Here is a 25,242-nt window from a genome sequence, read left to right as displayed (position 1 = left end):
ATGACCGTTGACGAGAAAAACACCGCCGTCGCCCCGATCACAGACGCTGAAGTCAACGCGGCGATTGCCGTTGCCGTCGCCCAGGTGCGCCGCAACCTGCCGGCCTTCACCTATCGCCAGCAGAACCATTCGAGCGTCGACAATTTCTATCCGGCGATCGACAACAACCAGTGGACCTGCGGCTTCTGGCCGGGCGAGATCTGGCTCGCCTATGAACTGACCGGCGACAAGGTGTTTCAGCATGCCGCCCAGATTCAGGTGCAGAGCTTTTTGCACCGGATCGAGAACAAAATCGAGGTCGACCATCATGATATGGGCTTCCTCTATTCGCCGACCTGCGTCGCCGCCTGGAAACTGGTGGGCGACGAGGACGGGCGCAAGGCCGCGATCCTTGCTGCCGACCAGCTGATTGCGCGTTTTCACGAAGTCGGCGGTTTCATCCAGGCCTGGGGTGAAATGGGCGCGCGGGAGAATTACCGCTACATCATCGACTGCTTGTTGAACCTGCCGCTGCTCTATTGGGCTAGCCGCGAGACGGGCGACGGGAAATACCGCGACATCGCCCGCATTCATGCCGCGACCACGCTCGCCAATTCCTTCCGCGAGGATGGCTCGACCTATCACACCTTCTTCATGGACCCCCAGACGGGCGGCCCTGTGAAGGGCGTTACGGTTCAGGGCTATCGCGACGACAGCGACTGGGCGCGCGGCCAGGCATGGTCGGTGTACGGGCTGGCGCTGTCCTACCGCTACGACCCGAAGCCGGAATATGCGGCGATGTTCAGGAAGGCGCTCGATTTCTTCATGACGCGCCTGCCGGCCGACATGGTGCCCTATTGGGATATGATTTTTTCCGACGGCGATGACGAACCGCGCGACAGCTCTTCTGCCGCGATCGTTGCCTGCGGCTTGCTCGAAATGGCCGATATCGTCGGCGGCGAGGATGCCGCTGCCTATCGTGATATCGCCAGGCGTTTCGTCAAGAGCCTGGCCGACAACTACGCGGTGAAGGATCCGGCGGTTTCCAACGGCCTCGTGCTTCACGGCACCTATTCGAAGAAGACGCCCTACAACACCTGCACGCCGGAAGGCGTCGACGAGTGCGTGTCCTGGGGCGACTACTATTATCTCGAGGCGTTGACGCGGCTTTCGCGCAACTGGTCCTCCTACTGGTAACGCCCGCGGCGGCTTTGAGAGGATACGATTATGTCCGGAATCTCGCTTAGAAAACTGAGAAAAACATACGGCGCGCTGACGGTCGTCCACGACATCGATCTGGAGATCGCCGACAAGGAATTCATCATCCTGGTGGGGCCGTCCGGCTGCGGCAAATCGACCACGCTCAGGATGATTGCCGGGTTGGAAGAGGTTTCGGCGGGCGAGCTCTATATTGGCGACGAGCTCGTCAACGACGTGCCGTCGAAGGAACGCGATATCGCCATGGTGTTCCAGAACTATGCGCTTTATCCGCATATGACGGTCTACAAGAACATGGCATTCGGCCTTCAGCTCCGAAAGGCGCCTGAAGCCGAGATCGACCAGAAGGTCCGCGAAACGGCGAAGATCCTCGATATCGAACATCTTCTGAACCGCAAGCCGAAGGCGCTTTCCGGCGGCCAGCGCCAGCGCGTGGCGCTGGGTCGCGCCATGGTGCGCAATCCGGAGGTCTTCCTGCTCGACGAACCGTTGTCGAACCTCGATGCCAAGCTGCGCGGCTCCATGCGCACGGCGATCACCAAGCTGCACCGCCAGCTCGACAGCACCTTCATCTATGTCACCCACGATCAGGTCGAGGCCATGACCATGGCCGACCGCATCGTCGTCATGAAGGACGGCTATATCCAGCAGGTCGACACACCGCAGATGCTTTACGACAATCCGGTCAACATGTTCGTTGCCGGCTTCATCGGCGCGCCGCAGATGAACATGCTGCCGGTCGCCGTCGAACGCGATGGCGAAGACTGGGTCGGACGCTTCCACGAGACGGCGTTTCCGCTGATCGTCGGCGACAAGGCGGACCGGCTTGCGCCCTATGAGGGCAAGGAAATCATTCTCGGTCTTCGGCCGGAAAACTTCCACGAAAGCCAGCCCCATGACATCGCGCCGGAATTCACCTGCCCGTTCACGGCGTTGGTCGATCTGGCCGAGCCGATGGGCGCGGAGATCCATCTCAACATGACGGCCCATGGCCACGACATGATCGCGCGGGTTTCACCGCGCTGCGCGGCGAAGGACGGCGAAGCGATCGATCTGATCGCCGATCTCGTCAATCCGCATCTCTTCGACAAGGAAACGGAGCAATCCATTCTCTACTAGCAATTCGGGTTTGAGGGACGCGGGAGGCGTCTTGACATGAACTGGCTGACCAACTGGATGATGCGGGAAGGACCGGGCATTCCCAAGAATGCGCCGAAGAAGAAGGGGCTTGCCCTCTTCGCCTTCATTCTCGTTCGCGAGGCCTGGGACCTGTTCAGGCTCAATATCCTGATGCTGGTCTGCTCCATTCCGGTGGTGACGGCGCCTGCCGCGCTTGCAGCCGGCATGAACATCGCCAATGTGATGATCGAGGACGAAAACGTCTGGCTCTGGCGGGATTTCCGCCGCGCCTTCGCCCGCCACTTCCTGCGGGCGACGGCATGGGGGCTTGGCCTTGCGCTGATCCTCGGTCTTGCCGGCTACGCGGTCTATATCTACGGCCAGCTCGCCCGGCACGCGCTCGTCTATGTGCTACCGACGGCCATCGGCGTCTGCGTAATCGCCTTTGTCGCGATCGTGGCGGTTTGCTTGTTTTCGGCCATGACGCGATTTGAACTTGCCGGCGGTCGATTGCTTCAGGTGGCACTACTTGCGGCGATCGCGCGGCCTTTGCCGGTTCTCGCCGGCCTCGCCTTCATGGCGACGCTCTGGCTCGTCCACATCGCCTTTTATCCTGTCACCGTGTTCACCCCGGTGGTCTTCAACTTTTCCCTTGGCGCGCTCGCATTGGCATTTGGCGCGCACAAGGCAACCGGTTTCGCGTTCTCCCGCATCAATCAGGGTGACGAGGACGCGAAAACCATGGCAACGGCGCAAAAGCGCGCCTAAACGGAGGAGTAATCATGAAAAACCTGCTCAAACTGACCCTTCTGGCAACGGTCGGCCTGATGCCGCTTGCCGCCCAGGCACAGGAGAAGACGACCATCAACTGGGCGCTCTGGGACTGGGACGCGACGGCCTATTACCAGCCGATCATCGACGCCTTCGAGGCCAAGTACCCCGACATCACCGTCGAACACACCGATCTCGGTTCGGCCGATTTCTCCACCATGCTGATGACCCAGCTTTCCGGCGGCGGCTCAGACCTCGATGTCGTCCAGGTGAAGGACATTCCGGGATACGCCAATCTGGTGAAGGCCAATCTTCTCGCTCCGCTCAACGACGATATCGCCGAAAACGACATCGACACAAAAGCCTATGGCGGCCTGATCGAGGCGTTGACGGTTGACGGCAATGTCTATGCCCTGCCGTTCCGTTCCGATGTCTGGATCCTTTACTACAACAAGGACCTCTTCGATGAGGCCGGCGTCGAGTATCCGACCAACGACATGACCTGGGACGAATTCGCCGAAAAGGCGCGCGCGCTGACCTCGGGTTTCGGCGCCAACAAGACCTATGGCGGCCTGTTTCACACGTGGCGTTCCACCGTGCAACTGCCCTGCATCATGGACGGTGAACATACGCTCGATGGTGGTTCCTACGAATTCCTGCAGTCCTGCTATGAACGCGTTCTCAGCCTCCAGGAAGACGGCGCCGTGCCGTCCTATGCCCAGCTGAAGACCTCCGGCACGCACTATTCCGGCCCGTTCTACAACGGCGCGGTTGCCATGCTGCCCATGGGAAGCTGGTTCATCGGCACGCAGATCCAGAAGGTTCAGTCGGGCGAATCGCTGGCCACCAACTGGGGCATCGCCCGCTATCCGCATATGGAAGGCGTCGAGGCCGGCACCACGGCTGCCACCGTCACCTCGATCGGCGTTGCGGCCAATTCCGAGAACAAGGATGCCGCAATGAAGTTCGCAAACTTCATTGCCGGTCCCGAAGGCGCCAAGGTGATCGCCGAAACCGGCACCTTTCCGGCGCTGATGACGGACGAGGTTCTCGCGACGATCACGTCGAAGGATGGTTTCCCGACGGACGAGACCAGCAAGGGGGCGCTCAAGACCGTCCAGAGCTATCTCGAAATGCCGGTCAACCTGAAGGCGGCCGATATCGAGGTTGTCTTGAACCGTGCCCATGACAACATCATGACCGACAACATCTCGGTCGAAGATGGTCTGAAGACCATGGATGAAGGCGTCCAGCAGGAACTCAACAAGTAAGTCCTGAACACAGGATACGCGTCCCGGCTGCTCCGCCGGGGCGCGCTTTTCTGCTATCCCCGCATTTTTTGGCATGTCTGCCCATAAAAAACCGGTCTTCTTGACAAGTCTGGTTGACGCCAAACCTCATTCATCATCACATGCGCCCGTCTTATTTTCAGGGAGGGAAGATGTCCGACACCGTTTCACTGCGTGAGGCCTTCGCCGAGCGTTTCGGCGGGAGCCCTCGATTTTTCCGCGCGCCGGGACGCGTCAACCTGATCGGCGAGCATACCGATTACAATGACGGTTTCGTCATGCCGGCGGCGCTCGAATTCGAGGCGGAGGCGGCGGCCGCCGCGCGCCAAGACCGGATCATCACGATCCACTCCCTCAACAACGGCAGGAGCGCCGAAATCGATCTCGACGCAGAGGCGAACGCGCCGCGCGGCGACTGGACGGATTACGCCTTCGGCGTCGCCGTCATGATCGAAAAGGCAGGCACGACGCTCAAGGGCGCGGATATTCTGGTCTCATCGAGCGTGCCCGTCGGTTCCGGCCTTTCCTCGTCGGCTGCCCTCGAAGTGGTGGTCGGCTATGCGCTTCTGTCGCTTTCCGGCTACGCGGTCGATACCGTCGAACTCGCGAAAATCTGCCAGAAGGCGGAAAACGAGTATGTCGGCATGCGCTGCGGCATCATGGACCAGTTCATCTCCTGCAACGGCGTGCATGACCATGCGCTGATGATCGATTGCCGCTCGCTGGAGCGCAAACCGGTGCCGATCGACCCGAAGGCGCGGATCGTGGTCGCCAATTCCATGGTCCATCATGCGCTTGCCGACGGCGAGTACAACAAGCGCCGGAACTCCTGCGAGGAGGGCGTGCGCCTGCTTCAGCCCGCGCTGGGCGACATTAAGGCTCTGCGCGATGTCAGTTTCGACGCGCTCGAGGAGCATCGCGATCTTCTGCCGGAGGCAACCTACCGACGCTGCCGCCATATCGTGACAGAGAACGGGCGCGTGCTCGCCGCCGCCGAGGTGCTGGAGCGCGGCGACCTGGACGCTTTCGGACGATTGATGAACGCCTCCCACGTTTCGATGCGCGATGATTACGAGATTTCCTGCGCCGAGGTCGATAAGCTGGTTGAGATTGCTCAGTCGCTGCCGGGCGTTTTCGGCGCGCGAATGACCGGCGGCGGTTTCGGCGGCTGCGTGGTCAGCCTTGTCGCCGTCGAGGCGGTTGATGACTTTATTGAAAGTGTGCGTGCGGCCTATTTCGAAGCCACGGGCCACACCTCCGACATCTTTGCCTGCGCCCCGCAGGATGGCGCCGGTCCCCTTTTCGGATGAAGGAAGGCCGGATGAATGAGAGGAGTTGAAACGATGAACGCGTTTTCCGATCACCCGCATCGCCGCTACAATCCGCTTTCGGGCGATTGGGTGCTGGTCTCCCCGCATCGCGCCAAGCGCCCCTGGCAGGGCCAGGTCGAGGACGCGGCGACGCAGGAGATGCCAGCCCATGATCCGGATTGCTATCTCTGCCCCGGCAATACCCGCGTTAACGGTGAGAAGAACCCCGATTACACGGGCACTTATGTCTTCGACAATGATTTCGCGGCGCTGACGGAGCACGCGCCGAAGGAGCGTTTCGAAGACGGGCTTCTTCTGGCAGAGGGCGAGAGCGGCATATGCCGCGTCATCTGCTTTTCGCCCCGCCACGACCTGACGCTGGCCCGCATGGCGGTCGCCGATATCGCCAAGGTGGTCGATAGCTGGGTCGCGCAATATGAGGAACTTGGCGTCCACCCCGACATCAATCACGTCCAGATCTTCGAAAACCGCGGCGCGATGATGGGGTGTTCCAATCCCCATCCGCACGGCCAGATCTGGGCAAGCCGCAGCCTGCCGAACGAAGCGGCAAAGGAAACGGAGAACCAGCGCGCCTATTACGAGAAGCATGGAAAGCCGCTTCTGATGGCCTATCTCGAGCAGGAACTGGCGCTCGGGGAGCGCATCCTGTTCGAAAACGAGGGCTTCGTGGTGCTGGTGCCCTATTGGGCTGTCTGGCCATTCGAGACCATGGTGCTGCCGAAGCGTCATATCCGCTCGATGGAGGAGATGACGGAGAGGGAACGAGAGGAACTCGCCGAGGCGCTGTCGAAGGTCACCGTGCGCTATGACAATCTTTTCAAGACGTCGTTTCCCTATTCCATGGGCTTCCACCAGCGGCCGACCGACGGCGATGATCATGATGAATGGGTGATGCATGCCCATTTCCTGCCGCCGCTCTTGCGCTCGGCCACGGTGAAGAAATTCATGGTCGGCTTCGAATTGCTCGGCTCGCCGCAGCGCGACCTGACGCCGGAGCAGGCGGCAGACCGGCTGCGCGACCTGCCCGACATCCACTATCTCGCAGACTGATTGGCCGGAAAGCCAGGATATTGAAACCGGCGGCTGTTGCCGCCGGCCACGACGCGTGAAGACCGAGAAAGACCGAAAATGACCATAAAGCCGCGTATCGATTGGCTTTCCGATCCCGAAATCTTCGCGGTCAACCGCCTTGATCCCGTTTCCGATCACATCGCCTGGCCTTCGGCGGAAGACGCGGCCGGCAGCACGCCCAATGCCTTGAGGCAGAGCCTGTCCGGGCGCTGGGCCTTCCGCCTGGCGCGGGACCTCGCCACGCGGACGGAAGGGTTCGAGGCGCGGCGTTTCGACTGTTCCGGCTGGGATTCGATCGAGGTGCCCGGCTACATGCAGCTTCAGGGCTTCGGGCAGAACCAGTACGTCAACACGCAATATCCTTGGGACGGGATCGAGGCGCTGCGTCCGCCGGCTGTGCCCGAGACCAATCTGGTCGGCTCCTATCTGCGGGATTTCACCTTCGAAAAACGCGCCGGAACCGGTCGCGTGGTGCTCACCTTCGACGGCGTCGAGACCGCCTTCTTCGTCTGGCTCAACGGCGTCTTCGTCGGCTATAGCGAAGACAGTTTCACGCCGGCGCGCTTCGACATCACCGACCTTCTGGAGGAGGGCGGGAACCGGCTGGCGGTTGAGGTGTTCCAGCGCTCCTCGGCCAGCTGGATCGAGGATCAGGATTTCTGGCGCCTGACCGGTATTTTCCGCGATGTCTGGCTGGAGCAGCAGCCCGCTCTTCACCTGGAAGACCTGTTCGTGACCACCGATCTTGCCGACGATTATGCCTCGGCGAAGCTCAGGTTGCGTATGCGGCTCGCGCCGGCGTGGAAGGGCGGGACGGTCGAAGTCGCGCTTTCGGACGAGACCGGCGAAACGGTCGTCGGCCAGAAGCGTTTCGAAGCGGCGGAGGAGATGGACCTCGCCTTCGACATTGCCGCGCCGAAGCTCTGGAGCGCGGAAGCGCCGCACCTCTACGATCTCGCCATCACGCTGATTGACGCGGCCGGGCAGACGGTCGAGTTCATCCCCGAACGCGTCGGCTTCCGCCGTTTCGAGGTCATCGACCGCATCATGCATCTGAACGGCAAACGCATCGTCTTCAACGGCGTCAACCGGCATGAGTTCAACCCGGTTCGGGGCCGGGCCGTGACCTATGAGGACATGCTGTTCGACGTTCGCTTCTTCAAACGCAACAATATCAATGCCGTGCGCACCAGCCACTACCCGAACCAGTCGGCCTTCTACAGGCTTTGCGACGAATACGGGCTCTATGTCATCGACGAGGCCAATCTCGAGAGCCACGGCTCCTGGCAGAAGGATGGCGCGGTGGAGCCGAGTTGGGTCGTGCCTGGCGACCGGGTCGAGTGGCGCGCCGCCGTTCTCGACCGCGCCCGTTCCATGCTGGAGCGCGACAAGAACCATGCCTCGATCCTGATCTGGTCCTGCGGCAATGAAAGCTTCGGCGGCAGCGTCATTTTCGACATGTCGAACTGGTTCCGCGAACGCGATCCCTCGCGGCTCGTGCACTATGAAGGCATTTTCCACGACCGGCGTTTCGACGGCACGTCGGACATGGAAAGCCGCATGTATGCGAGACCGCAGGATGTCGAAGCCTGGCTGAAGAATGATCCGCAAAAGCCGTTCATCCTCTGCGAATACACCCATGCCATGGGCAATTCCTGCGGCGGCATGCACCTCTACACCGATCTTGTCGACAAATATCCGCACTATCAGGGCGGTTTTATTTGGGACTATATCGACCAGGCGCTGGCGCTCGGCGACGGGCAGGGCGATCGCTGGCTCGGCCTAGGCGGCGATTTCGACGACCGGCCGTCAGACTATACTTTCTGCGCGGATGGCATCGTCACGGCATGGCGGCAGGAGACGCCGAAATTGCAGGAGGTGCGGGCGCTTTACCAGCCCTTCGACATCACGCCGGCGCGCGATGCGGTCACCATCCGCAACAGGAACCTGTTCGTGTCCTCCGCTGCCCTTCTGCTCAAGATCCGGTTGCTGAAGGAGGGCGTCGAGGTTTTCTCAACGGCCCTGGATCAGGAGATTGCGGCCGGCGAAACGGCGACGCTGCCGCTCGAACTGCCCGGCGACCTGCCCGCCGGCGAATATGCCCTGCAGGCTTCGCTTTGCCTGAAGCAGAAGACGGCATGGGCCGATGCCGGCCACGAAATGGCTTTCGGCGAACATGTCTTCATGATCGAAGGCGCGCCCGCCATGCCTGAACCGGTGCCGCTGAGGTTGGTACGCGGCGATCTTCATCTCGGCGTCGAGACGCCGGGCTATTTTGCGCTGTTTTCAGAAATCTTCGGCGGCATGACGTCGCTGAAGGCCGACGGCATCGAGCTGATGCATCGCCCGCCGCGCCTCACCTTCTGGCGAGCGATGACCGACAATGACCGCGGTCGTAATCACGGCTTTGAGCATGCCATCTGGCAGACGGCGAGCCTCTATGCGAAACGCGGTCCTGTCGACTTTGATATGAGCGGCGATGAGCCCGTGGTCCGCTATCGCTTTCCGCTTCCGGGTGTCCCGGTCATGCCGGAGGTTTCATACCGGGTCGGGCGCGATGGACTGATCCATGTGAAAGCCGATTTCCCCGGCGGCGAGGGGCTGCCGGATCTGCCGATTTTCGGCCTCCAGTTCACGCTTCCGCCGGCCTTCGATCGCTTTCGCTATTACGGGCTCGGGCCGGAGGAAAATTATGCAGACCGGCGCCGCGGCGCCCGCCTCGGCATTTTCGAGCGCTCCGTCATCGGCAATCTGTCGCCCTATTCCGTGCCGCAGGAATGCGGCAACCGGATGGGCACGCGCTTTGCCGAGGTGACGGACGAGGCCGGCAGGGGGCTTCGCTTTGCAGCGGAAGGCGCGCCGTTTGAATTCAATGCGCTGCCCTATGGCACGATGGAGCTTGAAACAGCCGAGCGGCCGGAGCATTTGCCGCCGGTGACCAAGACGGTGGTGACGATTGCGGCGCGGCAAATGGGCGTCGGCGGGGATGACAGCTGGGGTTCGCCCGTGCATGACCCCTACCGCATCGCTTCCCATAAGCCGCTTTCTCTTGCATTCTCTGTCGCGCCGATCGGCGTCTAGAACAACGTTGAGCAGGGCGCGTTGCGCCAGAAGGAGGTCCAGATATGGCAATACTCGTAACAGGCGGCGCCGGTTATGTCGGCAGCCACATGGCGCATGCGCTCATCGATCGCGGCGAGGACGTCGTGGTCATCGACGATCTGTCGACCGGCCACCGCGAGTTGATCCCCGAAAAGGCCAAGCTGGTCGAGGGGGATATCGCTGACAAGAAGCTGGTCTCGAAGCTGATCGCGGATGAGAAGATCAACGCCGTCGCCCATTTCGCCGGCTCGATCGTGGTCTCCGACTCGGTGTCCGATCCTCTGACCTACTACGAAAACAACACGGTCAAATCACGCGCGCTGATCGAAACGGCCGTGGCGGCCAAGATCGAGGCCTTCCTGTTTTCCTCGACGGCCGCCGTATACGGAGAACCCGGCGTTGATCTTCTCGATGAGGAACAGAACCTGCAGCCGGTCTCGCCCTATGGCTGGTCGAAGCTGATGACCGAAGTGATGCTGCGTGACAGCGCGGCCGCCTATGGTTTGAAATATGCGGCCCTTCGCTATTTCAACGTCGCCGGCGCCGATCCGGAAGGCCGCACCGGCGAGACCCGCGAACATGCCACGCACCTGATCGAGATCGCCGCCCAGGCGGCAACCGGACGACGCAATCGCATGCAGATCTTCGGCACGGACTATCCGACGCCGGACGGCACCTGCCTCAGGGACTACATTCACGTCACCGACCTGATTGACGCCCATGTGAAGGCGCTGATGCATCTTCTGAACGGCGGCGAGAATTTCGTTGCCAACTGCGGCTATGGCCACGGTTTTTCCGTGCTGCAGGTGGTTGATGCGATCAAGCAGGTTTCCGGCGTCGACTTCCGCGTGGACATGGCCGAGCGTCGTCCCGGCGATCCGCCGGCACTGGTCGCCGATTCAACGCGCGTGCGTGAAATCCTTGGCTGGGAGCCGCAATATGACGACCTCGAAACCATTGTCCGCCATGCGCTTGCCTGGGAAGACCAGTTGGTGAAGGGGCGGGTGAAGCTCTAGCGCATCGGCCCGAAAATCGGAATCGATTTTCGGAAAGCACGATGCGTAGATTCAATAGGTTAGATGTGGGCTTTCAGGAGGTTGTCCATTCGGAGCGGACCGAGGAGACTGGAGTTACCACGCTTCAGCACTCACCGGAGGCTCCGAATGAACATTCACAAGAATGCCCGACTGACCCCGCTGCGTCGAGAGGAGATGGCTGTTGCCGTTCTGTCTGGCGCGCTCACGAAAGCGCAGGCGGCTTTAGTCTATGCCGTTTCCCACAAGATCGTGTCTCGTTGGGTCGAGCGCTTCAGAAAGGGTGGACGCGCTGCAATGGCTGACCGGTCGTCGCGGCCCAGGAGCAGTCCCCGGCAGACCGATGCCATCTTGTGCGAGCGCATTGCCGCCCTTCGTCGTCAGCGCCTGACCGGCAGGCACATCGCCATGGAGACAGGCGTGTCACCGGCCACCGTCAGCCGCGTTCTCAAGCGGGTCGGTTTGTCCCGGATGAAGGACATTGCTCCAGCCGAACCGGTCGTGCGTTACGAATATGACGAGCCGGGCGGCCTGATCCATCTCGACATCAAGCGCCTTGGCCGCTTTAATCGCGTCGGCCACCGCATCACAGGCGACAGAACCGGCCAGAGCAATTCACGCGGCATCGGCTGGGAATATGTGCATGTGTGTATCGACGATGCATCCCGGATCGCATTCACTGACATCTTGCCCAACGAGAAGGCTGAAAGCGCCGTCGCCTTTCTCAAGGCGGCAGTCGCCTATTATCAAAGCTTCGGCATCACGGTGAAGCGGGTCATGACCGACAATGGCTCGTGCTACATTGCCGGGGATTTCGCGAAAGCCTGCAAGGCGCTCCATCTGAAGCACATCCGTACCAAACCCTATACACCAAAGACAAACGGCAAGGCCGAGCGCTTCATCCAGACGGCATTGCGCGAATGGGCCTATGCGCGCGCCTATCCATCCTCAGAGCACCGAAAACGGCATCTGCCGAACTGGAACCACATGTACAATTGGCACCGTCCGCATGGCGGCATAAAGTCAAAAACACCGATCAGTCGACTCGGCATGAACCGAGACAACCTCTTGAGGCTCCACAGTTAGAGCGTCCTTTGTGCGTCCGAAAGGACGCACGGCGCTCTAGGGGTACGCCCGCCCCGTCGCCCTCTCAAGTCCCCGCAATATAGTCCGCCAGCCGCTCTGCGGCGTCTTCCAACTGGCCGGCATTGCGCAGGAAACAGGCCCTGAGGAAGGGTTCCCCGCCTGGTCCGAAAGCCGAGCCGGGAGCGAGGCCGACGCCGGTCTTGTCGAGGATATCGAGCGCGGCCCGGCGGCTGTCGGTGAGGCCGTCCACCTTCAGGAAGGCATAGAGCGCCCCGTCGGGCTTCAGCGTCTCCACCCGGTTGGTGGCAAGCAGCCGGTCGCAGAAAATGTCGCGTCCGATCCGCGCGCGCTCATAATTCTCGGCAATCACAGGGTCGCCGTCGCGGATTGCGGCGAGCGCACCCTGCTGCATGAACTGGGCAACGCCCGACGTCGTGTATTGGACCAGGTTTTCGATCGTGTCGCCGATCTCGGGCGGGGCGACCAGCCAGCCGACGCGCCAGCCGGTCATCGACCAGTTCTTGGAGAAGGAATTGATGAACACGATCCGGTCGCCCTCTTCCATGATGTCGAGGAAGGAGGGCGCGCGGCCGCCGGCGAAATGATAGAGCGCGTAGATCTCGTCGGCGAGGATCCAGATGCCGTGACGGCGCGCGATCTCCAGAAGGGCGGAAAGATCGGCAAGACTTGCCGTCCAGCCGGTTGGGTTGGCCGGCGTGTTGACGAAGATCATCCGGGTGTTTTCGGTGATCGCCGCTTCCACGCGGGCGGGATCAAGGTTCCAGCGACCATCGGCGAATTCAAGCGGCACGCCGACCTTCTGCGCGCCGGAGACGCCGAGCGCTGCGGCGATATTCGGCCAGGCGGGCGTAAAATAGATCGCCTCGTCGCCGGGCTCCGTCATCGCCTCGACCATGATCTTGATCGCATGCATGCCGGAGCCGGTGACATAGACATGCTGCGGCGAAAGCTTCGCGCCGAAATGGCGGGCGTAGTAATCGGCGATCGCTGCGCGCAGCGGCGGGATGCCGCGCTGATGGGTATAGAAGGTCTCGCCGTTGTCGAGCGCCGCCTTGGCCGCATCACGGATGAACTGCGGCGTCGGCAGGTCGCCTTCACCCGCCCAGAGCGGCAGAAGCCTGTCGCGGTCGCGGCCATAATTGATGATTTCGACAATGCCGCTTTCCGGCGCGTCCTGTGCCCTGAGGCTGAGGCTTTTCGTGAGTGTCATGCGGTTCTCCGTGCTCAATCCGTTTTAATGCGGAGAACGGCCTGCATTCCATCAAATTCAGGAACGAAATCATTGTTTTTTGTGATGGCATCTGCTGCGACAGTCGCATTTGAAACCGGCCGCCGATAGCCTATGGTGGAAAAGCTCGCGAAGGGAGGCGTTTCATGCTGCCGGGCTGGCTGATCTTGTTGGCGGCGCTGCTTTACATCATGCTGCTGTTTGCCGTGGCGAGTTACGGCGACCGGCGGGCAAAGCGCGAGCTGGCGCCGCGGTCGGGCCGCAACTTCGTCTATGCGCTGTCGCTCGCCGTCTATTGCACCTCATGGACCTATTTCGGCGGCGTTGGCCTCGCCGCAACGCGCGGGCTCGAGTTTCTTGGCATCTATATCGGCCCCATTCTTGTCTTCACCGTTGGCATGCCGGTGGTTCGGCGCATCGTCTCTCTGGCGAAATCGGAAAAGCTGACCTCGGCGGCCGACTTTCTCGCCGCCCGCTATGGCAAGAACCCGATGGTGGCGGGGCTTGTGGCGTTGATTTCGCTTGCCGCCGCCATTCCCTATATCGCGCTGCAATTGAAGGCGGTCTCCGATTCGGTCGCCGTCATGGTCGGTGGTACGGTCGATCCGCCCTCCGTCGGCGCGGCCTTCGGCGTCGGCCTGCCGCTCGCCGTCACGCTGGCCCTTGCAAGCTTTGCCATCGTCTTCGGCACCCGCCACACGGACGCGACGGAGCATCAGGACGGGCTGATCCTGGCGATCGCCATGGAATCGGTGGTCAAGCTGGTGGCCTTCGGTTCCGTTGGCCTGTTCGTGCTGTTCGCACTCTATAACGGTCCGGCCGATCTTCTCGCCGCAGCCCGGGAAAATGCGGCGGCTGCGGCGGCGCTCACTTACGAGACGCCGATGAGCCGCTGGGTTCTGCTCACCGTGCTGTCGGCCTTCGCCATCCTGCTTCTGCCGCGCCAGTTTCACGTCACCGTTGTTGAAAACCGGACCGAGGGCGAGCTCAGTCTCGCCCGTTTCCTGTTCCCCGCCTATCTGATCGCGATCAACCTGCTGGTGCTGCCGGTTGCGATCGGCGGGGCGATAACGCTGGGGCCCGGCGTCGACCCTGATCTCTACGTGCTGCAGCTGCCGCTCACCCAGGGGCAGCCGCTGATCTCGCTGGTCACCTTCCTTGGCGGCTTTTCGGCGGCAACGGCCATGGTCATCGTCGCCTCGGTGGCGCTCGCCATCATGCTCTCGAACGATATCGTCAACCCCATCCTGCTCAGACGCCGGATGATTGCCGGCGGCGCCCACCGCCAGGATTTCTATTCGCTGCTGCTCAATATCCGCCGCGCATCGATCCTCGGCGTCATGCTGCTCGGCTATGCTTATTACCGTCATATCGACAGCGACCGGGGCCTGTTCTCCATCGGCCTTCTGGCCTTCGCGGCAATCGCCCAGGTGGCGCCGGCGCTGTTCATCGGCCTTGTCTGGCGCACGGCCAATGCACGCGGCGCCATTCTCGGCCTGTCGCTGGGCTTCCTCACCTGGGTCTATCTGCTGTTCGTGCCGAGCCTTGGCGGGCCGGACCATTCGGCGATTGCCGGCGAAGTGATGAACTTCATCATTCCGGGAACCGGACTTTTCGTCGGCCCGGATGCCGATATTCTTCTCAACGTCACTTGCCTGTCGCTGCTGATCAATGTCGCCGGCCTCGTTCTCGGCTCGCTCAGCCGCCAGGCGCGTCCGCTGGAGCGCATCCAGTCCGGCATCTTCGTCAAGCGCCAGGCCCGCTGGCAATCGTCCGCGCGTGGCATCGGCACGGGCGTTTCCGTCGGCATGCTGCGCGAGACCCTGAACGGCTATCTCGGCACGGAACGCACGGCGCGCTCCTTCGCCACATTCGAGCGCAATGCCGGCCGGCGCATGGGCGATGACGAACAGGCCGACATGGCGCTCATTCACTTTTCCGAGCAATTGCTCGGCAGCGCCATCGGCTCGTCCTCGGCGCGCCTCGTCCTGTCGCTGGTGCTGCAGCGCGCCGAAGCGGCCTCCGGCGATGCCGCCTTCCTGCTCGATCAGGCAAGCGAGGCGCTGCAGTACAATCAGGGCCTGTTGCAGACGGCGCTCGCCCAGATCGATCAGGGCATTGCGGTCTTCGACGCGTCTAACAGGCTTACGGTCTGGAACAAGAGGTTCCGCGCGCTGCTCAACCTGCCCGAAGAGGTCGGCCAGGTGGGCTATCCGCTGATCAACATCATGGGCCGGTTGTCCTCGCGCGGCGATCTTACCGGCGACGAGGCGCGAGAGGCGCTGCGCCGGCTGCGCGCGCACGAGAGCGCCTTTCCGATGGTTCTCGACAAGGGACGGCGCATCATCGAGGTGCAGTCGCGCGCCATGCCCGAAGCCGGCATGGTCGTCACCTTCACCGATGTCACCCAGCGGGTGGAGGCCGATCTGGCGCTCAAGCAGGCCAATGAGACGCTGGAACAGCGCGTGGCCGCGCGCACGGCGGAGCTCACCGAGGTCAACAAGGCGCTGCGTGTCGCGCGTGCGGCCGCCGACGAGGCCAATATCGGCAAGACGCGGTTCTTCGCCGCCGCCGGGCATGACATCCTGCAGCCGCTCAACGCCGCCCGGCTTTATGCAACTGCGCTGGGCGAGCGCATGCCCGCCGACGGCGAGGATCGCGCATTCGCCGAGAAGATCGATTCCGCGCTGCAATCGGTCGAGGATATTCTGGGTGCTGTTCTGGACATTTCCAGGCTCGACGCCGGCGCGATGAAACCGCATTTCACCGCGGTGAATCTCGGCGACATGTTGAAGCGGGTCGAAACCGACTTTCGTCCGCTTGCCGATGAGCGGGGGCTGAAATTCACCGTGGTCAGATCGTCGCTCAAGGTGCGCTCGGACGCCCACGCCCTCAGGCGTCTGGTGCAGAACCTGGTGTCAAACGCGATCAAGTACACGATTTCCGGCAAGGTGCTGGTCGGCGTGCGCCGCCATGGTGATCACGCGGTGATCGAGGTGCATGACACCGGCATCGGCATTCCGGCCTCAAAGGCGGAAAGCGTGTTCAAGGAGTTCACCCGGCTGGACGAGGGCGCGCGCGCCGCCCAGGGGCTCGGTCTCGGCCTTTCGATCGTCGACCGGTTGGCCCGCATGCTCGAACACCCGGTCGCGCTTTCTCCTGCGCCTGGCGGGGGCACCGTGTTCCGGCTGACCGTGCCGCTTGCCGACGCCGGAGCCGAGACCGCGCCGCAGGCGGCAAAGCCGACGGGCCGTTTGCCCGGCCAGGCCATCGCCGGCCTCAAGGTGCTCTGCATCGACAATGAGGAGGCCATTCTCGAGGGGATGCGGGTGCTCCTCGGCGGCTGGGGAGCGGATGTCCACGTCGCCCGCAGCGCGGAAACAGCCGGTGCGATCGACATTGTGCCTGACGTCATCATCGCCGACTATCACCTCGACAATGGCGGCAGCGGCGTGCGCGCGGTCGTTGCCCTTCGCGAGCATTACCAGCGTCACGTTCCGGCCCTTCTGCTGACGGCGGACCGCACCCAGGACGTGCGCGACCTGGCGGAGGAGGAGGACATTGTCGTTCAGCACAAGCCGCTGAAACCGGCTTTGCTGCGCGCCTTCCTCAATCAGATCGCGATCTTCCACCGGGCGGCGGCGGAATAGGGGGCGCCCCTCGTTTATGTCTCCGGTCAGTCAGGCCATCCTTTGACCGCGCGAACCGACGCGACGCCTGAGCAATCCCAGCGAGGGCGAAAACCGGCCTTGCGGGTCGGCAATGTTCTAAAGCGCCTGTTTTATCCGCTCCAGCTTTCGCCAGCGCAGCGATGACCAGAGCGAAAGCCCGATCAGGCCCGCGCCGACAAGCCCGGTCACTGCTTCGGGAATATGAACGAGGGTCTGGGCGAACATGATTACCGCGAGCACCAGGATGGCGTAGAAGGCGCCATGCTCGAGAAAGCGGAATTGGGACAGCGTCTTGCGGTCGACCAGCAGGATTGTCAACGAGCGCACATACATCGCGCCGATGCCAAGTCCGATGGCGATCACCAGCAGGTTTTTCGTCAGGGCGAAGGCACCGACCACGCCGTCGAAGGAAAAGCTCGCGTCCAGCACTTCCAGATAGATGAAGGCGCCGAGCCCGCCTTGGGCCGCCGTTTTTGCCGCCTTGGCCTGGCTTGCATCCAGAAAGCCGCTCAGGATTTCGACGGCAAGGAAGGTGATCAGGCCGTAAAGCGCGGGATAGAGGAAATCTTGCGCGCGCTCTTCGGCCACCAGGCCGGAAAAGACGAGGATGAGAACGAGCGCAATGCCGATCTCGATGCCCTTGATCGAGGCCGATCGCGCCATCGGTTCCTCCAGCCAGGGCAGCCAGTGTACGTCCTTGTCATGATCGAAAAAATAGGTGAGCCCGACCATCAGAAGAAAAGTGCCGCCGAAAGCGGCGATCGGCAGATGGGCATGATGCATGATCTCGGCATAGGCGCGCGGTTCGGCGAAGGCCAGATGAATGGCGGCGATCGGTCCGATTTTCGCGGCAAGCGCGACGATGACTAGCGGAAAGACAAGCCGCATGCCGAAAACGGCGATCAGAATGCCCCAGGTGAGGAAGCGCCGCTGCCAGACATGACTCATCGCCTTCAGCTTGTTGGCGTTGACTACCGCATTGTCGAAGGAGAGCGAGATTTCGAGCACTGCGAGCACGGCGGTGATGAAGAGAAAGGTCAGCGCTCCGCCGGCCCCGAAGCTGAAATAGCCGTAGGCGGCACTGGCGAGAAGGCCGACCGCCGTGACGATGAAGGCCCATTTGAAATAGGAAAGGGTGGAGGTCATGGCAGCACCTTCGATGATGCGGCGATGTCGTTGGACGCGCATGCGCCTTGCGCATGCGATCCGACGCGATGGTTGTGAAGCATGATAGACATGTCCGCCGGCTAATTTGCGGGCGGTGCCGACATCACGAGAGCGCCGTCAAACTCTCGCCAGAGGGGCCCGGCACCGGGTTTGCCGTCGCGCGCGGATTTTGGGGGATGACCCCGTCGCGCAAAAAATGGCCGGCCCCTGCGGGTCTGCCCTGTTGCGATCGGCGCTCACAGATTTAGCCACGCCGCGCGCGCCGTCAACCCCTCCGGCGTTGTGACCTCTGATTATGGCCTGTCGGCTCCGGCGCTCCGGGCCGCCGACCTGTTTTTCAGCTTGCCGGAAAGCCCGCGGCGGTGGTAATGATCGCCATCAGGCCATGCGCGGGTATGATGTAATGGTAGCCTGTCAGCTTCCCAAGCTGAACGCACGGGTTCGATTCCCGTTACCCGCTCCAATGGATTGCGACGCGCCCTTCCGGGAGCGCCTCGCCGATTGCACGGCGCTTGCTCTCATCACGGGCCTGTCCGGCGCGCCTCAGCGGCTCTCTTTACGGCTCGGCCGATGCGCCGTCTTGCGCCACAAAAACGGGGCACGATAGAGCTCGGCCAGCGCCTTCCAGGCAGCAAAGGACAGCATCAGCCAGTAGATCGGCAGGTAGAGCGCATCCGCGCGCATCTGCCGCGCTTCCTGCGGCTGCATGCGGGACAGGCCGAGCCTCAGGAAAACCCAGTAGCTTGCCAGGATGTTGGCAATGTCGATGCCCGAGAGAACCTGGTGAAGCGGACCGGAATCATAGTCCGGATGGATGATCGCCGCGGTCGTCATGAACAGCGCGGCGAAAAGGAGCGGGTGCAGCAGCGAGGACAGGACGACGCCTGCGCCGTTGGCGAGGAACACCAGTGCGCCAAGCGTGCCCAGTTCCGAAAAGAGCCGGGATGGCTCGCGCAGCGCGACCAGAAGCGTCTGCAGCCAGCCCTTGATCCAGCGTGAGCGCTGGGCGATCCAGGCTTTCGCACTTGTCGGCGCTTCCTCCAGCGTCGGGTTGCCGATCACGCCGCAGTGATAGCCGAGACGGTGCAGCCTCAGGCCAAGATCGGCATCTTCGGCCACATTGTAGGGGTCCCAGGCGCGGCACGCGCGCAGGACATCGGTGCGGAAATGGTTCGACGTTCCGCCAAGCGGCAGGGGGAAACGGTGGCGCGCCAGAAACGGCAGGATGCCCCGGAAGAGGCCTGCATACTCGCAGGCAAACAGCGCCGAGATCCAGTTTTGCCCGATATTGTCGACGACAAGCGGCGCTTGCAGACAGCCAAGCGACGCCGGTCCCGTCCGAAAGGCGCGCCAGGCCTCGCGCAGCTGGTCGGGATGCGGCCGGTCTTCGGCATCATAGATGGTGAGAAGAGATCCGCGCGCGCCGGAAAGCGCGTAGTCCAGCGCCTTCGGCTTGGTGCGCGGCAGGGCCGGCGGAACGCTGACCAGTTCGAATTGCGGCGGCAGCCTCTCGGCCCTTATGGCGGCGATGGTGGCGCTGTCATCGGCTTCGCAGACAAACTTGACGTCAAGCCGCGAGGCAGGCCAGTTCAGTCTCTTCATGTGGTCGACGAGCTGCGGGATCATGTTGGCTTCGCGGTAGAGGGCGACCAGCACCGTATAGACCGGCAAGGCGCCTTCCTCTTCGTCTTCCACGGATTGCGTTTCCTCGCCGGGACTGCTTGCCACCGCCGCAAGCCGGATGAGAAGGGAGAGGGCGTAGAGAGTTGAAAACAGGATATGCGTCAGGAGCAGCGTCTCGGCGGTGAAAAGGACAAGTCCGACGAGAAAGGTGGCAACGCTGCCGCCGAGCAGAAAGCCCTGCTTGCCCCAGAACACGATCCGCGCCGAAAAGCGCGGTTCCCATACCATCAGCCGGTGGATCGTGTTGGCGAGCCGGCGCTGAGCCCCCACCTGCCAGACGGTCTCGCGGATCGTCGACGGCATGGTTACCACCACGGCCCGGCGAATGGCGGGGCGGAAGGAAAGGCGGGCATGCAGATCTGCCAGGTCTTTCGCGCGCGGGATGATCGCGAATGTCGCGCCGCCCTCGCCGCTTTCCAGGCGCAGACCGGACGGAGAGACCAGCAGCCGGTCGATCCTGCGCCGGTCGGAAACGGCTTCGGAGTCGATCCGTGCAAGGAAAGGCAGGCCGAGATAGAAGGCGAGGCGACGATAATAGGCCTCCGGCAGAACAGAGCCTTCGGCGAGAAGTTCGTCCTCTATGGTGGTGCCGTTTTGCCGGGCGGATGTTTCGGCCCGTTCGATCAGCGCGTCCTCGTAGCCAAGACGGCGCAGCATGCGCCGCTCGCCGGCAAACGGATCGCTCAACCGACCGTCCCGCCGGGCCGATGGCTTCGGGCTTGGGCGCGGTACCGCGTACAAGGACGAAGCCGTCATCGAACCCTCCTGAAACCCGCAATACGTGCAATTCTGCAGGTTTCAAGTAAAGGCACGTTTTGAAAAAATCACAACATGTAAGAGCGATTTTTATCAAATACACGCTAAGATTCTTCGAGCCTGCGGCCTGACCCTCGCGTTCCCGGCCAAAAAATCAACAACCGCGTCCAGATCATCGGCTTGTCGAAAAACGAGTCCCACTTTCGCGCCCGACGCTGACATCCAGAGCGGTTTCGCCTTTCACGGACGCGCGGAACCGCCCTATCTCTTTGTTTTGATGCATCTTTGCGGTCGCCAGATGATTCCATCTGACTGCGAAATGCGTTAGAGCGCGCGGTAGCGCGCAATCGCGCCGCGTTCGATTGCCGCACAGGTCAGTTTGTCGAGGTGCAACCTGTCGCGCAGCAACTGCAGCAGGCGGATCTCCTCCGGTCTGATCGCCTGGTCCACCGACATGATCTCGACCGCGAGCGCGTAGGCCGTGTCGTAAAGCCGCGCCGGCAGCGTGTCTCGGATGATTTCGAGGGCGATATCCATGCCCTCGTCGCCGGACAGGATGTCGGCGCAGGCATGGGCGACATCGGTTATGCGGTCCTCGTCAAACCCGCGGAAGGCCGGCAGCGAGCGGGTGATATGGCCGATGCGGGCCAGTTCGTCATCGCTCATGGCGCTGTCTACAGCTGAAGCCATGACCATCACATAGATCAGGGCATCATAATGAGTGAGCGGTGTCCGGGTCATAGGCATGTCTTTCGATTGGATGCGGATTTCAGCATTCTATTGGCTTTCCTGCATTTTCGCGGAGGTCAGGCGTTCCGGCTGACTGCGAAATGCTTCACTGGCTCGCCCAGATGATGCGGGCGATCCATTCCACGGCGGCAAGATCGAAGGTGAGGTTTTCGTGGGCGGGGTTGATCGACATGAGCTCGATCTGGCGGCTGGTGCGGCGCACCAGAACCTTGGCCATGACTTCGCCGTCATGGGTCTTGACCACGACGCGGTCGCCCTTGCGGGTTTCGGCGTTGGCCTCGACGATCAGCACGTCGCCGTCGCGGTAGAGCGGCAGCATGCTGTCGCCCTGCACCTCGAGCGCATAGACGCTGTGGCTGTCGCGCGCGGGCGCGGGGAAATCGACCTCGTCCCAGCCCTGGCCGACGGGAAAGCCGCCGTCGTCGAAAAAGCCGCCGGTGCCTGCGCGGGCAAGGCCGAGCAGGGGAATGGTGGAGGGTTGCGGCGGGAAGGCGCCTGATGGCGGCGCGCCCCTATCGTTCGCGCGGCCGGCTTCCGCGTCGAGAAAGGCAGTCAGATCGCTGCCCGTCGCATCGAGCACCTTGGCGATCGATTCCATCGACGGCCAGCGTTCGCGCCCGTCCTTGCCAAGCCGTTTGGACTTGTTGAAAGCGGTCGGATCAAGCCCGGCCCTGCGCGCAAGGCCCGAGGGGGTCAGCTTGTGGCGCGCGGCCAGATCATCGATCGCGTCCCAGATGGCGCTGTGGCGAAGCCTGCTGGACATGATTGTTCACTCCGGCCACGATGGCGCGTTGATAACGGCGGGACTATAACGCATGGCCTATCATGACGTAAAGCCATGACAGGAATAAAATCCTTTGTCGCGCGTCACGCGACCATGGCCATGTTGACCTTGCCCAACTGAATCACCGCCTGGGTGCGGCTGTCGACATTAAGCTTCAGGAGGATCGCCGAAACATGCGCCTTCACGGTCGCCTCGGATACGCCGAGTTCATAGGCGATCTGCTTGTTGAGAAGGCCCTCGCACAACATGCGCAGCACGCGCGACTGCTGTGGGGTGAGCGTCTGCAGCCGTTCCAGCATGTCGGCGATGTCGGGGTCGGTCTCCTCGCCGCCCTCGAAGTTCTCCGGCGTATAGATCTCGCCGGAAAGCACGGTGCGAATGCCGTTGCGCAATTCATCGATGCCGGCGGATTTGGAGATGAAGCCGGAGGCGCCGAGCGCCAGCGAGCGGCGGATCGTATCGTCGTCATCGCTTGCCGAAATCACCACGATCGGCAGGCTGGAAAACTCCGCCTTCAGCGTGATCAGGCCGGAAAGCCCGCTGACCCCCGGCATGGCGAGATCGAGCAGCAGCAGGTCCGCCTCGGGGTTTTCCCGGGCGGCCAGCTGCACGCCGTCGAAATCGCCAGCCTCGACAACGGCGTAATAGGTCGCCATGCCGCTGATGGCCTGTTTCAGGGCGCTGCGGAACAACGGGTGATCATCGGCGATCAGTATTGTCTGTCCGGTCATTTCCTGCCTCCTCCCAAAGGCAATGTCACAACCTGAGCTACTTGTCACGCGAGAGAGGCAACGCGTCAATGCTGCAACAAAACGACGTAAGTCTTTTCCATGATCGCGTGTTTGCAACGGATATCAATAAAAAAAACGGGAACGACGCGGAAAAGCCCGCATTTGCTGTTGCTTTCATGCGGCGGGTCTCAATTGTCATGGACTTTTGCCCCTTACTGGTTCAAACCGTGCCGCAACCAAGCCACCGGAGCCGATGCTCATGCCGCAACCGATATTCAAGATTGTCGCGCGCTCAGAATGGCAGGCCGCCCGCCTTGCCGGCGTCTATCGGGGTGCCCCCGTCGATCTTTCCGACGGGTTTATCCACTTTTCGACGGCGGAACAGGTGGAGGAGACCGCAGCCCGTCATTTCGGAGGACAGCGCGACCTCCTGCTGGTCGCGGTCGACCCGCAGGCGCTCGGGCCGGCGCTGAAATACGAGCCGTCGCGCGGTGGCGCGCTGTTTCCCCATCTTTATGCGGTCCTTCCCTTTTCCGCCGTGCTCTGGGAGAAGCCGATCCCCGAAACAAGAGCCGGCGGCCATGATTTCAGCGGGCTTGTCGCATGATCAACCTGTTCAAATGCGGCGCGCGCAACGCCGTCTTCATGCTCGATCCGGAAGTGGCGCACGGGCTCACCGTCAAGGGCATCGCATCCGGTCTTCTGCCGCGCGCACGCCATGCCGCCGATCCCCGCCTTGCCGTTTCCGCGGCAGGCCTGTCCTTTGCCAACCCGCTCGGCGTTGCAGCCGGCCTCGACAAGAACGGCGAGGCGATCGACGGTCTGGTCAAGCTCGGCTTCGGCCATGTGGAGGTCGGCACGGTCACGCCGCGCCCGCAGCCGGGCAATCCCAAGCCGCGCCTGTTCCGGCTGGTGAAGGACGAAGCGGTGATCAACCGCATGGGCTTCAACAATGATGGCCATGAGGCGCTTGCAGCCAGGCTTGCGGCCCGCAAGCGGCGCGGCATCGTCGGCGTCAATATCGGCGCGAACAAGATGTCCGAAGACCGGATTGCCGACTATGTCGCCGGCATCGCCCGTTTCTCCTCGCTTGCCGATTATCTCACCGTCAACATTTCCTCGCCCAACACGCCGGGCCTCAGAGACCTGCAGGCGCGCGAACAGCTCAGGCAGTTGCTCGATGCCGTCGCAGAGGCGCGGGAGAAGGCGGAATCCCGTTTGCCGGTATTCCTCAAGATCGCGCCGGACCTCACCGAGGCAGGGCTGGACGATATCATCGCCGAGGTCACGGCAAGCACGCTCGACGGCGTGATCGTTTCCAACACCACGCTTGCGCGTGACGGCCTGACGGACGCAAGACTGGCGGGCGAGAGCGGCGGACTTTCCGGCGCGCCGCTATTTGAACGCTCTACGGCGCTTCTGGCGCGCGTCAGAGAGCGCCTCGGGCCGGAAAAGGTGATCATCGGCGTCGGCGGCGTCTCGACCGGCGCCCGCGCGCTTGAAAAGATCCGCGCCGGCGCGGATCTGGTGCAGATCTATTCCGGCATGGTCTATGAGGGGCCGCAGCTGATCGCGGACGGTCTTGCTGCCATGCTGGAAGCGCTCGACAGGGACGGTGCGTCATCGCTTCGCGAATTGCGCGACACGGCCGTCGGTGATTGGGCGTCGAGGCCCTTTCAAGTCTAGCTGCTGAGGCACATGGACCAGAAAGGCGTGTTGCCGGAATTCGGGCTCGTCGCCTTGGCGACGCCAAGATGGGAATAATTTCCCAGCATGTTCTCCAGATGCCTGGGCGACACCACCCAGGCCCGGAATGCGCGCTCGGGCGTTGCCTGATGCATGGCGATGTTTTCAGCCGCCGGCAGCGGCAGGTCGTTGCGCTTGAAGCGGGCGGCAACGCTTTCCGGGCCGGTGATGTGGTTCATCCTGTCGGCAAGGGCCATGCGGCTTGCCTGGTCGGCGGCAACCGCGTTGCAGGCCCTGGACGCGCTGACCGGGGCAAGGCCGCGGCTTTCCCTCAGCTCATTGACCCAGGGCAGGAAGGTCGATGTCATCGTCGTGGCGCTGACCTCGCCGCGCGGCAGCCCGCTGCCGGAGAAGAGACTGCAGGCCGAAAGCCCGATTGCGAAGATTGAAAGCGCAAGGGCCCGGCGGCTGGTCGTGGATAGGGTCAACGGCGATAGCTCAAGATACGGATGATGATGAAGACGGGCACGACGATGATGGCGCCGAGCACGAAATAATGGCCGATCTCGCCAAGCGCTGCAAAGCCGCGCCGCCAGAGATTGCCGAAGAAATCGATGACGCCATACCAGATGTCGAGCGGGTGGATATTGAGCGCGGAGAAGATGAAGCCGACGATCAGCGAGACCACCAGCAGCCTGACGATCGTGCCGACGACGGTACCGCCCAAAAATCGATTGACTTCATTGCTCATTGCGCGCGTCCTTT

Annotated in this window: 20 protein-coding genes and 1 tRNA gene; 13 read left to right on the top strand and 8 right to left on the bottom strand. The window is 62.4% G+C overall.

Going from position 1 to position 25,242, the window contains the following annotated elements; genetic code table 11:
- The 9 genes from JET14_RS18305 (at window position 1) to JET14_RS18265 (ending at window position 12,000) form a co-directional block, all read left to right on the top strand.
- Entirely contained in the window at window positions 1-1,176 is a 1,176-nt protein-coding gene (locus tag JET14_RS18305; protein WP_200335395.1) for a glycoside hydrolase family 88 protein, read from the top strand.
- Between the two features lie 30 nt (window positions 1,177-1,206).
- A complete protein-coding gene (locus tag JET14_RS18300) occupies window positions 1,207-2,316 on the top strand; it encodes an ABC transporter ATP-binding protein (RefSeq protein ID WP_200335393.1) in 1,110 nt (369 codons plus the stop codon).
- Window positions 2,317-2,352: 36 nt separating this feature from the next.
- Entirely contained in the window at window positions 2,353-3,084 is a 732-nt protein-coding gene (locus JET14_RS18295) for a DUF624 domain-containing protein (protein ID WP_200335392.1), read from the top strand.
- Between the two features lie 14 nt (window positions 3,085-3,098).
- Window positions 3,099-4,358: an ABC transporter substrate-binding protein gene (locus JET14_RS18290; RefSeq protein WP_200335391.1), complete on the top strand. Its 1,260-nt coding sequence runs from the start codon at window positions 3,099-3,101 to the stop codon at window positions 4,356-4,358.
- Between the two features lie 170 nt (window positions 4,359-4,528).
- Complete coding sequence (locus tag JET14_RS18285; protein WP_200335390.1) at window positions 4,529-5,686, top strand: galactokinase; 1,158 nt, start codon at window positions 4,529-4,531, stop codon at window positions 5,684-5,686.
- Window positions 5,687-5,701: 15 nt separating this feature from the next.
- The gene (locus JET14_RS18280) at window positions 5,702-6,757 is read left to right on the top strand and encodes a UDP-glucose--hexose-1-phosphate uridylyltransferase (RefSeq protein ID WP_246750371.1); all 1,056 of its coding nucleotides are present in this window, start codon (window positions 5,702-5,704) and stop codon (window positions 6,755-6,757) included.
- A 78-nt stretch (window positions 6,758-6,835) separates the two neighbouring features.
- Window positions 6,836-9,859 carry a glycoside hydrolase family 2 TIM barrel-domain containing protein gene (locus tag JET14_RS18275; RefSeq protein WP_200335389.1) on the top strand — a complete coding sequence of 1,008 codons (3,024 nt, stop codon included), beginning with the start codon at window positions 6,836-6,838 and terminating at the stop codon, window positions 9,857-9,859.
- 44 nt (window positions 9,860-9,903) lie between these two features.
- Complete coding sequence (galE, locus tag JET14_RS18270; RefSeq protein WP_200335388.1) at window positions 9,904-10,896, top strand: UDP-glucose 4-epimerase GalE; 993 nt, start codon at window positions 9,904-9,906, stop codon at window positions 10,894-10,896.
- A 147-nt stretch (window positions 10,897-11,043) separates the two neighbouring features.
- A complete protein-coding gene (locus tag JET14_RS18265) occupies window positions 11,044-12,000 on the top strand; it encodes an IS481 family transposase (RefSeq protein WP_200335386.1) in 957 nt (318 codons plus the stop codon).
- 64 nt (window positions 12,001-12,064) lie between these two features.
- Here the strand turns inward: JET14_RS18265 and JET14_RS18260 are convergent, their stop codons facing one another.
- Window positions 12,065-13,231, bottom strand: coding sequence for a pyridoxal phosphate-dependent aminotransferase (locus JET14_RS18260; RefSeq protein ID WP_200335384.1), 1,167 nt, complete (start codon window positions 13,229-13,231; stop codon window positions 12,065-12,067).
- A gap of 164 nt (window positions 13,232-13,395) precedes the next feature.
- Here JET14_RS18260 and JET14_RS18255 point away from each other — a divergent pair, with 164 nt between their 5' ends.
- Window positions 13,396-16,899 carry a PAS domain-containing hybrid sensor histidine kinase/response regulator gene (locus tag JET14_RS18255; protein WP_200335383.1) on the top strand — a complete coding sequence of 1,168 codons (3,504 nt, stop codon included), beginning with the start codon at window positions 13,396-13,398 and terminating at the stop codon, window positions 16,897-16,899.
- A 117-nt stretch (window positions 16,900-17,016) separates the two neighbouring features.
- On the opposite strand, the gene JET14_RS18250 is transcribed toward JET14_RS18255, so the two are convergent.
- Complete coding sequence (locus tag JET14_RS18250) at window positions 17,017-18,084, bottom strand: DUF475 domain-containing protein (RefSeq protein WP_200338162.1); 1,068 nt, start codon at window positions 18,082-18,084, stop codon at window positions 17,017-17,019.
- Between the two features lie 392 nt (window positions 18,085-18,476).
- Here JET14_RS18250 and JET14_RS18245 point away from each other — a divergent pair.
- Window positions 18,477-18,550 (top strand) — tRNA-Gly (locus JET14_RS18245).
- 80 nt (window positions 18,551-18,630) lie between these two features.
- Here JET14_RS18245 and JET14_RS18240 read toward each other — a convergent pair.
- The 4 genes from JET14_RS18240 to JET14_RS18225 all read right to left on the bottom strand — a co-directional run bounded on the left by JET14_RS18240 (window position 18,631) and on the right by JET14_RS18225 (window position 22,791).
- Window positions 18,631-20,457, bottom strand: coding sequence for a glycosyltransferase family 2 protein (locus tag JET14_RS18240; protein ID WP_200335382.1), 1,827 nt, complete (start codon window positions 20,455-20,457; stop codon window positions 18,631-18,633).
- A 393-nt stretch (window positions 20,458-20,850) separates the two neighbouring features.
- Entirely contained in the window at window positions 20,851-21,267 is a 417-nt protein-coding gene (locus JET14_RS18235) for a tellurite resistance TerB family protein (RefSeq protein ID WP_061449737.1), read from the bottom strand.
- 94 nt (window positions 21,268-21,361) lie between these two features.
- A complete protein-coding gene (locus tag JET14_RS18230) occupies window positions 21,362-22,039 on the bottom strand; it encodes a S24 family peptidase (RefSeq protein ID WP_200335381.1) in 678 nt (225 codons plus the stop codon).
- Between the two features lie 104 nt (window positions 22,040-22,143).
- Window positions 22,144-22,791: a response regulator gene (locus JET14_RS18225; protein WP_061449735.1), complete on the bottom strand. Its 648-nt coding sequence runs from the start codon at window positions 22,789-22,791 to the stop codon at window positions 22,144-22,146.
- 259 nt (window positions 22,792-23,050) lie between these two features.
- Here JET14_RS18225 and JET14_RS18220 point away from each other — a divergent pair, with 259 nt between their 5' ends.
- On the top strand, window positions 23,051-23,398 hold the full coding sequence (locus JET14_RS18220) for a DUF952 domain-containing protein (protein ID WP_200335380.1): 348 nt from the start codon (window positions 23,051-23,053) through the stop codon (window positions 23,396-23,398).
- Window positions 23,395-24,477 (top strand): quinone-dependent dihydroorotate dehydrogenase, encoded by a 1,083-nt coding sequence (locus tag JET14_RS18215; RefSeq protein ID WP_200335379.1) that lies wholly within the window; start codon window positions 23,395-23,397, stop codon window positions 24,475-24,477. The genes JET14_RS18220 and JET14_RS18215 overlap by 4 nt, the downstream gene beginning before the upstream one ends.
- Here the strand turns inward: JET14_RS18215 and JET14_RS18210 are convergent.
- Together JET14_RS18210 and JET14_RS18205 are read right to left on the bottom strand one after the other, a co-directional pair.
- Window positions 24,474-24,965, bottom strand: coding sequence for a CAP domain-containing protein (locus JET14_RS18210; RefSeq protein WP_200335377.1), 492 nt, complete (start codon window positions 24,963-24,965; stop codon window positions 24,474-24,476). The genes JET14_RS18215 and JET14_RS18210 overlap by 4 nt on opposite strands.
- A complete protein-coding gene (locus JET14_RS18205) occupies window positions 24,962-25,228 on the bottom strand; it encodes a DUF6460 domain-containing protein (RefSeq protein WP_183487819.1) in 267 nt (88 codons plus the stop codon). Before JET14_RS18205 ends, JET14_RS18210 begins: the two co-directional genes overlap by 4 nt.
- Between the last annotated feature and the right edge of the window lie 14 nt (window positions 25,229-25,242).

The sequence above is a fragment of the Martelella lutilitoris genome (assembly GCF_016598595.1).
Classification (GTDB): domain Bacteria; phylum Pseudomonadota; class Alphaproteobacteria; order Rhizobiales; family Rhizobiaceae; genus Martelella; species Martelella lutilitoris_A.
The sequence above is the reverse complement of the archived record's forward strand: the minus strand, read 5'-3'. Positions and strand labels throughout refer to the sequence as shown.

What these genes read in the sequence shown, in the direction of transcription:
- JET14_RS18230 (WP_200335381.1), bottom strand. Translation starts at nt 22,039, where the DNA reads ATGTCCAGCAGGCTTCGCCACAGCGCCATCTGGGACGCGATCGATGAT.
- JET14_RS18260 (WP_200335384.1), bottom strand. Translation starts at nt 13,231, where the DNA reads ATGACACTCACGAAAAGCCTCAGCCTCAGGGCACAGGACGCGCCGGAA.
- JET14_RS18275 (WP_200335389.1), top strand. Translation starts at nt 6,836, where the DNA reads ATGACCATAAAGCCGCGTATCGATTGGCTTTCCGATCCCGAAATCTTC.
- JET14_RS18235 (WP_061449737.1), bottom strand. Translation starts at nt 21,267, where the DNA reads ATGACCCGGACACCGCTCACTCATTATGATGCCCTGATCTATGTGATG.
- JET14_RS18300 (WP_200335393.1), top strand. Translation starts at nt 1,207, where the DNA reads ATGTCCGGAATCTCGCTTAGAAAACTGAGAAAAACATACGGCGCGCTG.
- JET14_RS18295 (WP_200335392.1), top strand. Translation starts at nt 2,353, where the DNA reads ATGAACTGGCTGACCAACTGGATGATGCGGGAAGGACCGGGCATTCCC.
- JET14_RS18290 (WP_200335391.1), top strand. Translation starts at nt 3,099, where the DNA reads ATGAAAAACCTGCTCAAACTGACCCTTCTGGCAACGGTCGGCCTGATG.
- JET14_RS18280 (WP_246750371.1), top strand. Translation starts at nt 5,702, where the DNA reads ATGAGAGGAGTTGAAACGATGAACGCGTTTTCCGATCACCCGCATCGC.
- JET14_RS18285 (WP_200335390.1), top strand. Translation starts at nt 4,529, where the DNA reads ATGTCCGACACCGTTTCACTGCGTGAGGCCTTCGCCGAGCGTTTCGGC.
- JET14_RS18220 (WP_200335380.1), top strand. Translation starts at nt 23,051, where the DNA reads ATGCCGCAACCGATATTCAAGATTGTCGCGCGCTCAGAATGGCAGGCC.
- JET14_RS18225 (WP_061449735.1), bottom strand. Translation starts at nt 22,791, where the DNA reads ATGACCGGACAGACAATACTGATCGCCGATGATCACCCGTTGTTCCGC.
- JET14_RS18205 (WP_183487819.1), bottom strand. Translation starts at nt 25,228, where the DNA reads ATGAGCAATGAAGTCAATCGATTTTTGGGCGGTACCGTCGTCGGCACG.
- JET14_RS18215 (WP_200335379.1), top strand. Translation starts at nt 23,395, where the DNA reads ATGATCAACCTGTTCAAATGCGGCGCGCGCAACGCCGTCTTCATGCTC.
- JET14_RS18255 (WP_200335383.1), top strand. Translation starts at nt 13,396, where the DNA reads ATGCTGCCGGGCTGGCTGATCTTGTTGGCGGCGCTGCTTTACATCATG.
- JET14_RS18305 (WP_200335395.1), top strand. Translation starts at nt 1, where the DNA reads ATGACCGTTGACGAGAAAAACACCGCCGTCGCCCCGATCACAGACGCT.
- galE (WP_200335388.1), top strand. Translation starts at nt 9,904, where the DNA reads ATGGCAATACTCGTAACAGGCGGCGCCGGTTATGTCGGCAGCCACATG.
- JET14_RS18265 (WP_200335386.1), top strand. Translation starts at nt 11,044, where the DNA reads ATGAACATTCACAAGAATGCCCGACTGACCCCGCTGCGTCGAGAGGAG.